This window comes from Colwellia sp. 6_MG-2023 (assembly GCF_030547765.1).
Classification (GTDB): Bacteria; Pseudomonadota; Gammaproteobacteria; order Enterobacterales; family Alteromonadaceae; genus Colwellia.
The window spans coordinates 52,609-64,700 of record NZ_JAUOPP010000016.1; the positions used below are offsets into that span (position 1 = coordinate 52,609).

General features: G+C 35.6%; 10 protein-coding genes. 7 read left to right on the forward strand and 3 right to left on the reverse strand.

Going from position 1 to position 12,092, the window contains the following annotated elements; translation table 11 throughout:
- Window positions 1-29 precede the first annotated feature (29 nt).
- From Q4503_RS11445 to lysA, 3 genes are all read left to right on the forward strand, one after another.
- On the forward strand, window positions 30-1,094 hold the full coding sequence (locus tag Q4503_RS11445) for an LD-carboxypeptidase (protein WP_215971275.1): 1,065 nt from the start codon (window positions 30-32) through the stop codon (window positions 1,092-1,094).
- A 7-nt stretch (window positions 1,095-1,101) separates the two neighbouring features.
- Window positions 1,102-1,923, forward strand: a complete 822-nt coding sequence (locus Q4503_RS11450; protein ID WP_303602352.1) for a hypothetical protein — start codon at window positions 1,102-1,104, stop codon at window positions 1,921-1,923.
- A 70-nt stretch (window positions 1,924-1,993) separates the two neighbouring features.
- Window positions 1,994-3,265 carry a diaminopimelate decarboxylase gene (lysA, locus tag Q4503_RS11455; RefSeq protein ID WP_303602353.1) on the forward strand — a complete coding sequence of 424 codons (1,272 nt, stop codon included), beginning with the start codon at window positions 1,994-1,996 and terminating at the stop codon, window positions 3,263-3,265.
- Window positions 3,266-3,524: 259 nt separating this feature from the next.
- Here the strand turns inward: lysA and phoR are convergent, their stop codons facing one another.
- From phoR to Q4503_RS11470, 3 genes are all read right to left on the reverse strand, one after another.
- Complete coding sequence (gene phoR / locus Q4503_RS11460) at window positions 3,525-4,565, reverse strand: phosphate regulon sensor histidine kinase PhoR (protein WP_215971278.1); 1,041 nt, start codon at window positions 4,563-4,565, stop codon at window positions 3,525-3,527.
- Between the two features lie 50 nt (window positions 4,566-4,615).
- Complete coding sequence (phoB, locus tag Q4503_RS11465) at window positions 4,616-5,323, reverse strand: phosphate regulon transcriptional regulator PhoB (RefSeq protein WP_215971279.1); 708 nt, start codon at window positions 5,321-5,323, stop codon at window positions 4,616-4,618.
- A gap of 340 nt (window positions 5,324-5,663) precedes the next feature.
- A complete protein-coding gene (locus Q4503_RS11470; protein ID WP_215971280.1) occupies window positions 5,664-6,587 on the reverse strand; it encodes a porin in 924 nt (307 codons plus the stop codon).
- A gap of 255 nt (window positions 6,588-6,842) precedes the next feature.
- On the opposite strand from Q4503_RS11470, the gene Q4503_RS11475 reads away from it, so the two are divergent.
- The 4 genes from Q4503_RS11475 (at window position 6,843) to Q4503_RS11490 (ending at window position 12,011) form a co-directional block, all read left to right on the forward strand.
- The gene (locus Q4503_RS11475) at window positions 6,843-8,588 is read left to right on the forward strand and encodes an ATP-binding protein (protein WP_303602354.1); all 1,746 of its coding nucleotides are present in this window, start codon (window positions 6,843-6,845) and stop codon (window positions 8,586-8,588) included.
- Window positions 8,589-8,758: 170 nt separating this feature from the next.
- Entirely contained in the window at window positions 8,759-9,682 is a 924-nt protein-coding gene (rdgC, locus tag Q4503_RS11480; protein ID WP_215971282.1) for a recombination-associated protein RdgC, read from the forward strand.
- A 41-nt stretch (window positions 9,683-9,723) separates the two neighbouring features.
- Window positions 9,724-10,902: a phosphoglycerate kinase gene (locus Q4503_RS11485; protein ID WP_215971283.1), complete on the forward strand. Its 1,179-nt coding sequence runs from the start codon at window positions 9,724-9,726 to the stop codon at window positions 10,900-10,902.
- A gap of 203 nt (window positions 10,903-11,105) precedes the next feature.
- Window positions 11,106-12,011, forward strand: coding sequence for a fructose bisphosphate aldolase (locus Q4503_RS11490; RefSeq protein WP_252727308.1), 906 nt, complete (start codon window positions 11,106-11,108; stop codon window positions 12,009-12,011).
- Window positions 12,012-12,092 lie beyond the last annotated feature (81 nt).

Sequence of the window (12,092 nt, forward strand, 5' to 3'; positions counted from 1 at the left end):
ATTATTAAGTTAAAAAAGTAGGAATAATCATGACTCAAAGACGAAACTTTATAAGAGCAATAATAGGCTCTGCTATTGCTACCAGTTTGCTACCTAATATTAGCAACGCTAAGACAACATCAAACACTAGCGCTAATGCTCACTCTCAAATAAAACCTAAGCGTTTAAAAGCAGGAGATACCATAGGTTTAATTACTCCTAGCAGTAACACATGGGAAGATGAGGAAATTCATTTCGCCATTGATGTACTTAAATCTTTTGGTTTCAAAGTAAAACAGGGCAAATATATTTTTGAGCGTAAAGGATATCTTGCAGGTAGTGATAAAAATCGTGCTTGGGATGTTAATAACATGTTCAAAGACAAAAATGTTGATGGTATTTTTTGTCTACGAGGTGGCTACGGATCTCCTCAAATCTTGCCCTATTTAGATTATGATCTTATCGCAAAAAATCCCAAAGCACTTATCGGATACAGTGATATAACAGCACTATTAAATGCAATTCATGCTCGTACCGGTTTAGTGACTTTTCATGGACCTATTGCCAAACAAAATTTCACTGAATACACCTTAAAAAGTTTTAAAGATGTATTATTTACTCCCAAAGCGAATATAGACCTTGGAACACCACCTCTTTTTGAAGCAAAAGAAGGCCAAGCGGAAAAAGACAATAGGCTAACATTAATCAATAAAGGGGTCGCACATGGGCAACTTATTGGCGGAAATCTTTCTTTGATGGTGAAATTAATAGGTACTCCTTTTGAACCAGATTACACCGATAAAATTTTATTTTTAGAAGATGTCGAGGAAGCGCCCTATCGCGTTGATGGTATGTTAACGCACTTAAAAATCTCTGGTCGATTAGATAAGCTCGCTGGTATTGTTTTTGGTAAATGTACCGATTGCACCGCAACAGGAAACTCATTAAGTATCGAAGAAGTAATTAAAGAGCGTTTAGGCGATTTAAATATTCCAGTATTAAAAGGCCTAATGATCGGGCATATTGATGATATATCGACAATACCTGTTGGCGCTATGGCAAAACTTGATGCAACCAACAAGCGATTAATATTAACTGAAACAGCAGTTAGCTAGATAACTTATGCATAATTTACTATTCGTATTATCTCAAGCGCTAGTTTTCCCCCAGCAATCTGATATTTATTTAGAAGTTGTTGGTGATCCCCATTTAACTAAAGACTGGGTCTTTTTTGCTCCACACGAAACAGAGTTTGTTGCCAATCAATATGTTGCTAAGCAAGTTGTTGATAAAGGTGGGGTGTTTATTATTTTAAGGCAAGATGGTAAACGCCTTATTACTTTAAATATTGACGGCACAAAAGTAAAAATAGATCCCAACCGTATCTTTACGTCACATGGACGTATAGAAAGTATAAAAAAGTTAAATCCAACTATTGCTGAACAAAAAAACTTGGTTAATAAAACCGAGCAATTGGCGGATAATCTCAGCAAATTTGTACTCAAAGCGCTAAACGGAAACCAAAAACCAACGGCATTAGTTGCTATGCATAACAACACTAATGGTTATGAAAATGACGGTAAAAATGGTGTTGGTGATGTCTCTATTATTCGTTATCAAAAAAAATTTTCTAGCGGGGCTAACTATTTAATTGATGTATCTCATGGCTCCTATGATGAAGATGACTTATATTTCATGACCGATAGAAAAGACTTTGAAGCAGCAAAAGAACATGGATGGAATGCCGTATTGCAAAACCCACAAGTCGCTTACGATCCATCAGAAGACGATGGTTCGTTATCTGTGTATGCTGAAATGAAAGGCTATCGTTATATCAATGTGGAAGCAGAAAGAGTCAATAATGGTTTTGGTGAAGATCACCTATCAGTACAAACTGACATGGTTGATTTTGTCTTTTCATTACTAGAAGAAAATAATGAATAATAGTATCCCTTGCTTACCAACCTAAAAAGAAATATATTATTCTCATATTAAAATCAATAATGAATTATTTATGAAAATAAAACCTCACATTTCGTACATCGACAATCAAATGCATATAGAAAATGTGTCGGTAGAGTCCATAGCTAAGGACATTCCTACACCTTTTTATTGTTATTCTTATTCTGCCATTAAGGCTGCTTACTTAGAATACGAAGCCGCCTTCAGCGATTTAGATACAATGATATGTTATGCGGTAAAAGCAAATTCTAATCAAGCAATATTAAAAACACTGTCCGACTTAGGTGCTGGAGCTGATGTGGTTTCCGAAGGTGAAATAAGAAGAGCATTAAGTGCCGGTATACCTGCTAATAAAATTGTCTTTTCAGGTGTAGCTAAAACTGAAGCTGAAATATCCTTGGCCCTAGATAATGATATTTTTCAGTTTAACGTTGAGTCTGAGCCTGAGTTATTATTAATTAGTCAAATAGCCGCTAGAAAAAATAAGTCTCCTGCGATTTCACTTAGAGTAAACCCTAATGTTTGTGCTAAAACACATGAAAAAATAACCACCGGAAAATCAGAAAACAAGTTTGGTATTCCAATAGCTAAAGCGAGAGAGGTTTATCGCTATGCTGCTTCATTACCAAATATCATCGTTCAGGGTGTCGATGTGCATATTGGCTCTCAATTAATAGATCTAGTACCTTTCGAAGAAGCGTTCAATAAGGTTGCAGAATTTGTTACTGTGTTAAAAGCTGATGGACATAAAATCTCTATTATTGATATTGGTGGCGGTTTAGGCATAGATTATAGTGAAGATGAGGTTGAACCTGACAAAAATGCTTATGCGACTATCGTTAAACATTGCCTTGGTCATTTAGGCTGTAAAATTATTATTGAACCCGGCAGATCAATTGTTGGTAATGCCGGTGTACTTGTATCAAGTGTTGTTTATGTTAAAAAAGGGGAAGAACGCCAGTTTTTAATTTTAGATGCGGGTATGAATGACCTTGTTAGACCAAGTATGTATGATGCTTATCATCAAATAAAACCAATTAGTAATGCTATAACAGAAACCTCCCATTACGATATTGTTGGTCCGGTTTGTGAGACTGGCGACACCTTCTCGAAAAATAGAGAGTTACCGACTGCAAAAGCAGGTGATCTCATTGGTATTTTAAGCTGTGGCGCCTATGGTACTGTTATGTCTTCAACCTATAACACTCGCCTCAACGCACCTGAAATCATGGTTAATGATAAACAATTCGCAGTGATTAAATCGCGTTTAAGTTATGAAGAAGTTATTGCTCAAGATATAATTCCTGATTGGTTATTAAAATAATGTATGGGCGTTTGTAGAGCGTGTTTTGTATGGGCGTTTGTAGGGGCGACTTCAGTCGCCTGTTCACAATACACATCAATAACGCTGTATTATGTTATATCCCATTATTAGGCGAATAAATTCGCCCCTACGGTGATGATAATCAATTCCTTCGTAGGACGTTTTTGTAGGGGCGTTTGTAGGGGCGACTTCAGTCGCCTGAGCAGGATATACAAGGTGTATTTTAAAAAGCAGTTGTTACTCTTTAAATTTAAACTAACTAATGGGTTGAACTTTCATCAAAATAAATAGAGAACTCGCTGCCCTCTCCCCATTTGCTGGTAATCACTAATTCAGCTTTATGGTGAAGTAATACATGTTTAACTATTGCTAACCCTAGTCCTGAGCCTCCGGTATCGCGAGAGCGAGACTTATCAATACGATAAAAACGTTCTGTTAATCGATTTAATTGTTCAGATTTAATACCATCGCCATTATCTTTGACGCTAAATATCATTTTATCGCCATTTTTTTGCCAACTAATTTCAATAGTGCCGTGAGGTTGAGTATAAGCAATGGCATTAGAAATTAAATTGGTACACGCACTTTTCAATTCAGTTTCAATACCATAAATACCGATACCATGGGTAATATTAGTACGAATTTCATGCTGTTTTATTTGATTTAGCCACTTTGCATCTTCAACAAGATTTTCGATAAGGCTTGGCATATCAACAGGCTTCATCGCATCATCATCACGATTATTTTCTACTTTAGACAAGCTCAGTAATTGTTCAACCAAGCGCTCCATTCGAGATACCTGCCCCTCAATGGTACAAAATACTTTTTGCCAATGGGAGTCTAACGCATATTCAGTTTCCTGAATCATTTCAACGTAACCACGAACAACCGTGAGTGGCGTTTTAAGTTCATGAGACACATTAGCCACAAACTCGCGTCGCATTTTTTTCATACGGTGATATTTAGCAATAGCACGAGACATTAAAAAAACACGTTCCCCACCAAAAGACATTACTGATATTTCAAGTTGTAGTTCATCATTAATAGGTGAAGTAATTAAACAAGGTGATTCAAAATTATCTTGGGATAAATATTCTGACAATACAGGATCAATAAGTAACTGCTCAATATGCTTACCGATGTCATCAGGAAAATTAACACCCAGTAAACGCTGTGCCTTTTTATTACCCGAAACAATTAATAAATCGTTAGATAAGATAAGCGCTGCATCAGGTAAAGCCTCTATTCCTGAGTGAAAACGAAAGTCTGACTTATCTTCAATATTTAAATGAGTTTGCATTATTTATACTTGCTATGTTGGTTATTAATCATATTGTTTGACAACAATATTTAGTTTTTAGACTTTTGGACTGTTTTACCCGAAAAGCGGTAACCTGCACCACGGACAGTTTGAATAAAATCTTCATGGCCCGCGCCTGAAATAGCTTTTCTTAAACGTCGGATATGAACATCAACGGTTCTATCTTCAACATAAACATTGGTTCCCCAGACATTATCCAGCAGTTGTTCGCGTGAATAAACACGTTCTGTATGAGTCATAAAGAAATGCAATAATCGAAACTCTGTTGGTCCCAAATCTAAGGCATCTTCATTGATAGTGACATGATGAGATACAGGATCTAACTTTAAACCATGAAACTCTACTTTTTCAGCTAGTAATGTCGGAGACACACGTCTAATTACGGCTTTAATACGGGCAATCAATTCTTTAGGTGAAAAAGGTTTAGTAACATAGTCATCAACACCTGCATCAAGGCCTTTCACTTTATCATCTTCATCAGCACGAGCGGTCAGCATGATAATAGGAATATTACGACTATATTCTCCTTGTTTTAATTCTTTAGCTAACTTGACACCACTTCCGCCAGGTAACATCCAATCAAGTAAAATTAGATCAGGGTATGGCTCAACAATTTTTTCTTTCGCTTCTTTTATATCAACAGCTTCGACCGAGTTAAAACCATTTTGTTCTAAAACAAAGGTGATCATTTCCCTGATTGGAGTTTCATCTTCAACAACTAAAATGTAACCACTCATACATATACCTTAAAATATATTTACGTCACGTAATTTTCAATGTTGCTATTATGCACAACAAAAATGACACTTTTGTGACAATAAACTAAGTGAAATACTTAATTACTTACCTTAAGTAACCACTTAGTACGTTTTATCTACTTAAATACTCACTTAAAAAACAAAAAAAGCCGCAATGCGACTTTTTTATGAAAAACTACTGTAAATATCCATCCGTTAATGACTGTTCATGCATAATGTTAATATCTTATCAAACGGTCATGACTCCCTAAAAGAATATCCCCCTGATAACTTACACACGCCCTCTAAAATACAACGCTAATCTTATATAAAGTTGACATTAAAAGTCATATTGAATACCCACACCTAAATAATCAGCATCCTGATTTTCAGTTTTCAGCTCAAACCTTGTATAAAAAGCATAAAGTTTCGTATTACTTGCTAGCTTATAATCAATGCCAGCAGTTAGGCCAGAATTCTTCTCACTCCCTTTATAATCAGCCATCTGATATTGACCTTTAAGCGTTGAAGCACCAATAGTATATTTAGCTGAAATCATCACGCCATCCATTTCAGCACCGGTATCAATATCCTCTTGATTTTGAATTACCAACCCTACAATAACATCTGAAATTTTAGTTTGTACCGTCGCTCTGAACGTATCAAAACCTTTAACCTCAGCGTCATAAGCGATTGCTGCATATAGCTGAGATTTTTTCAGGTTTTTATCACCATAAAAAGCCCCGATAGATAGTGCGTCTTCACTATCTACTGAATCCTCCAACATATAGGTTACACCTAATTGGAAACCATTAAATTTAGGGGACTTATAAGTAACAGTATCACTCAAACGATTTTCACCCGCCCAAAGTGTTTTAATATCACCATTTAAGTCACTAAATAAATCAGTTTTACCTTGAGATTGTTTCAATATAGAATCGTTTTTACCAAGTAACACTTCACCAAAAGAGCCTTTTAAACCGATAAACTGATTACGTGCAGTAAAAGTATCATCGGCATCACCATCAATATCTATCTGAAACTCAGCTTGATAGACAACTTCTAGGTCGTCATTCAAATCATGACTACCTTTAAAACCTATACGAGAAGCATTACTTTTAAGTTCGCTATAGCGGCCTTCACCATCATCAGAAGATTGTACTGAGACATTTGCTCGACCATAAATATCAACATTAGCGGCATAAGCCGAGCTGATACCAACTGAACACAACATTAAGCCAAGGGTACTTCTTATTAATTTCATCTATATGCCTTTTCAGCCTAAAAAAGATTCCTGTCTTTTTAGGCTATATATCTATCATTTTTATTACATAATATGACATTATAAGGCCACAATCACTTTATATTACAAAAATATGACAAGATAATTCACTAACCTAATTTAGATAACCTCGGTAACTTCAACCAAATTCATAATATTTATGTAAAAAACTTTATCCTTTCAATAAAAGTCGTTAAAGTCATTAATATGACAATCTAACAAATGAAATAAAATTATATGAAAGTTAAGAGCCTATCTCGAAAATTGCTAACCAGAGTGCTCTCCTTTTACTTTATATTAACAGTGGGTGTTACAGGCATTCAAATTATTGCCGAGTATTTTAACACTAAAAATCATATCAATAGTGAGCTGCTTACCTTAGAGAAAACCATTAGTGGTAGCTTGACCCGAGCCGTTTGGGAATTAAACAATCAACAAGTCATTGATATTTCAGAAGGGCTTGTTGCCATTCCTATGATTAAAGGGATTACAGTTACTGATGAATCAAACAATATAATTACCCAGTTAGGCGAAGTTATTTCTCCTGAAAAATCCAGTATTCGTAATATGGCATTAGATGATGCCTCTGAAGGCATAAGTTCGGTTACCGAAGGCTTATTTGGTCACTCATTTCCTCTTGTGTTCGAATTTTCCGGCCGAACAACCTCTGTAGGCCGTGTTACCTTATTATCTAGCAACGCTGTAATATTTAGCCGAATTGAAGTTGGCCTCTATTTTCTTATTGGTAATGCTATTGTTAAAACGGCATTTCTAGTATTTCTATTCACCTTGGCCTTTAATAAGCTATTAACCACGCCGCTGAAAGAGTTAACACGACAAATTAGCCAGATAGACTTAGATGATCCTGAAGCCTCTAAACTTCATTCTATGAATTATGAAAAAAATGAATTAAATGTGCTTGAGGATGCCTACAACAATTTAATCAATGAACTAGTAGAGTTCAAAGAGAAGTTAGCACAATCCCAATTAGAAACAGATAAAGCTAAAGAACAAATTGACGAAAACAATCTTTTACTTGAACAAGAAGTTGCCAGAAAAACATCTTCATTAAGCAGCACTATGCTAAAAATGGAAGTGCAGCAAAAAGAGTTACGAGAGCAAAAGAAAACCTTACAAGAAGAAAATCTACGTCACAGCAAAACAGAAAAAACACTAACAACCACGAATAAAGATTTAATTCATTCAATTAAAGAATTAAATAAAGCTAAAGAAAGATTATTAGAAGCGGAGAAAATGGCATCACTTGGTGAGCTTTCCGCCGAAATATCTCATGAAGTAATCACACCTATTGGTATTAGTATTACCTCTTCAAGTTACTTATCTGAGCAAATATCTCATTTACAACAGAGCCTAGATGAAAACAAAATATCAAGAAAAAGTATCGAAAGCTTTATCCAAAATGCTTTAAATAGTACCAAACTATTAAATAACAACCTTCATAGAGCCTCTGAATTAGTCACAAGCTTTAAACATATAGCTACCGATCAAACGAGAGACAAAATTCGTTTAATAAATGTTTCTAATTATATTGATGAAATTATCCAATCTATACACCCTAAATTGAAGAAAACGAATCATTCCATTAAAGTAGATTGTGATGAGAATATTGACATATGTAGCCATCCTGGCGCTATTGCCCAAATACTAATCAACTTAATAATTAACTCTATCATTCATGGTTTTGAGCAAATCAACCGCGGACAAATAACTATTGATGTGAAGTATTATCATCATAAATTACTAATTGACTATAAAGATAATGGGCATGGACTTAGCGAAGAAACCAAGGAAAAATTATTTGATGCATTTTATACAACAAAATCGAATAAAGGCGGAACAGGATTAGGAACTCATATTATTAAAAACTTAGTAACAGATACCTTAAATGGCACAATTACCGCGCATAGTGAAATAAATAAAGGCCTGAGTTACCATATAGAAATACCAGATATGCGTACCTAACCGACACTTACCTCACTTAGCTGCCAGTGAAAATATAATTTTTAAACTTGCTTAGACATAAGTTTTATTGAATGCTAATGATCCACTGCTTTTTTTCAGGTAATATGGCTTTTTTAAAAATCAGCCTCACTCCGTATACATTAGGTGAGCACCCAAGCTAGGATCCTTTTATGTGGTTTAAGAACCTATATTTTTTCGCCTTTACTCGTCCATTTGAACATTCAGAGGAAGATTTAGAAAAACACCTGAGTGAACACCTTTTCACTCCTTGTGGCTCAACAGAAGTATCACACTTTGGCTGGGTGAATGCCTTAGGAAAACATGGTGATACCAGTGTACATAGCGCGAATGGAAATTTTTTAATATGTGCACGAAAAGAAGAAAAGATATTACCTGCCCCTGTGATCAAAGATATGATAGAAGAAAAAGTCGCTTTGCTTGAGCAGGAGCAAGGTCGCGGGGCAACAAAAAAAGAAAAAGAACAATTTAAAGAAGATATTGTTTTCGAATTATTACCTCGCGCTTTTTCTCGTATTTCAGATACTCACGCCTACATTAGCCCTAAAGATAACATTATCGTTATTAATGCAAGTGCTCGCGGTAAAGCAGAAGATTTACTTGCCTTACTCCGTAAAGTATTAGGCACACTACCTGTCACTACATTAGAGCCGGACGTCCAAGCTGACGAAACAATGACAGATTGGTTGGTAAAAAAAGATTTAGGCCCTAAGTTTCAATTAGGTATGGAAGCTGAATTTAATGCACTAGGTGACGATGGTGCTGTCATCAGAGTAAAAAATCAAGATTTAGACAGCGACGAAATAAAGTCTCACTTAGATGCTGATAAATATATGGTAAAAGTGGCTCTTGAATGGGATGAATCATTATCATTTATACTTTGTGATGATTTATCTATTAAACGTATAAAGTTTTTTGACGTGATTCAAGAACAAAATGACGATATCGACAGCGATGATATTGTTGCTAAGCTTGACGCAGACTTTTCACTAATGGCAGGAGAATTAAATCGATTCATTCACGATTTACTTGCAGAATTTTCATTGAAAACAACAGACTTATTAGAGAACGACTAACTTGTGTTAGTTAACAAGATTATTATTTATTTGGAGTAGAAATGACAATTATCAAAATGGCAGATGTGGAACTTACAGATAAACGCGTTTTAATACGTGAAGATTTGAACGTGCCGGTTCAAGATGGAGTAATTACCTCTGATGCTCGTTTACAAGCCGCATTACCAACAATAATTCAGGCCTTAGAGGCAGGCGCTAAAGTGATGGTTATGTCACACCTTGGCCGACCTACTGAAGGAGAGTTTGAAGATAAATACTCACTTAAACCTGTTGCTGATTATTTAGCTGGTGCTATTAACTACCCTGTGCGCTTGGTAAAAGATTATTTATCAGGCGTTGATGTAGCATCAGGAGAACTTGTTATTTTTGAAAATGTTCGTTTTAATAAAGGCGAAAAAGAAAATGATGACGTTCTCGCTAAACAATTAGCAAACCTTTGTGATGTATTTGTAATGGATGCTTTTGGTACAGCACATCGCGCGCAAGCAAGTACTCATGGTGTTGCTAAATATGCTCCTATTGCTTGTGGAGGTCCATTATTAGTTAATGAATTAGCTGCCTTAGCTAAAGCTATTGACAACCCTGCTCGCCCATTGGTTGCGATTGTAGGTGGTTCAAAAGTATCAACTAAATTAACTGTCTTAGATGCGTTATCAAAAATCGCCGACACAATAGTTGTTGGTGGCGGTATTTCAAATACATTTGTTGCTGCTGCGGGCAAAGAAGTAGGTAAATCACTATATGAACCTGACTTAATTCCTGAGGCTCAACGCCTTTGTAAGCAAACAGAAATTGTATTTGCTGATGATGTAACCGTTACTCGTGATGGTTTTAGCGATTGGAAGCATGATTCAGTAACAGAAATAAAATCATCATCAGACGTTGATGCACAAGATGATATTATCGATTACGGCCCAGCAACTTCAGCTAAAGTTGCTGAAATAATAAAAACAGCTGGTACTATTTTATGGAATGGTCCTGTTGGCGTATTTGAAATTGATGCATTTGCTAAAGGTACAGAAGTTATTTCTAACGCGATAGCTGATAGCTTTGCTTTTTCAATTGCAGGTGGCGGTGACACATTAGCCGCTGTAGATAAATATAATATTAAAGATAGAGTTTCTTATATTTCTACTGGTGGAGGTGCCTTTTTAGAGTTTTTAGAAGGCAAAAAATTACCAGCTGTAGAAATTCTAGAACAAAGAGCTAAAGAGCAATAGACATTTTCAAGTAGCGAACTTCCACACAGTTTATTTACAGTGAAGTTTGCTACTTGTATTCATTCTTTAACAATTAAGCCTAATTTTTAAAGAATGAATACAATCAACTATACTCAACAGTCTATACAAAAAATGAGTAAGTTAACGCACCCCAACTAACAGAGCTTAAAGCAAAATGAAGCTCAAACCTGAAGGAGAATTATATGGCTTTAAATGCTTCAAGTATGGCATCAATGCTTACAAAGGTTATCACAGAACATGGATTTATCGCCGCGCTTGATCAAAGTGGCGGTAGTACACCAAAAGCTTTAGCTTTATACGGCATAGAGGAAAATGAATTCTCTAATGATGAACAAATGTATGACTTAGTGCATAAAATGCGCACTCGTATCGTCACTAACCCTGCTTTTACCGGCACACGTATTTTGGGCGCTATATTATTCGAAAATACGTTAGATAGAGAGTTTTCAGGTAAACCTTCAGCGCAATACTTGTGGGAAGAAAAACAAGTTGTTCCTTTTCTAAAAGTAGATAAAGGACTTTGTGAAGAGAAAAATGATGTGCAGTTAATGAAAGCCATGCCAGAGCTAGATTCATTACTGGATAAAGCGGTTTCTCAAGGGGTGTTTGGAACAAAAATGCGCTCTGTTATTAAATTAGCTAACCAACAAGGCATTAATGATGTTGTTGCCCAACAGTTTGAGATTGCAAAACAAATATTAGCAAAAGGGCTAACTCCAATAATAGAGCCTGAAATTGATATTAACAGCCCTGAAAAATCATCAGCCGAAGCGTTACTTAAATCAGCATTACTTAACCAACTAGATAAGTTACCTGACGATAAAAAAGTCATGCTCAAATTAACATTACCTAACACCGACAATTTTTATGATAGCTGTATTAACCATAAAAACACCATTAAAGTAGTTGCATTATCAGGTGGTTATGATCGAGAACAAGCCAATAAGAAAGTTGCCGCTAATCCTAAAATGATCGCAAGCTTTTCTCGTGCGTTAACGCAAGGCCTTAGTGCTAAGCAATCAGAAGAAGAATTTACAGCAATATTAAATACCGCCATAGAAAGTATTTATAACGCTTCAAAAACCTAATATAACTCTTCATAAGTCCAAGTAAGTTAACCCTATCTAACGGTATGGTTAACTTTCATACATATTAATAACAATCAGCTA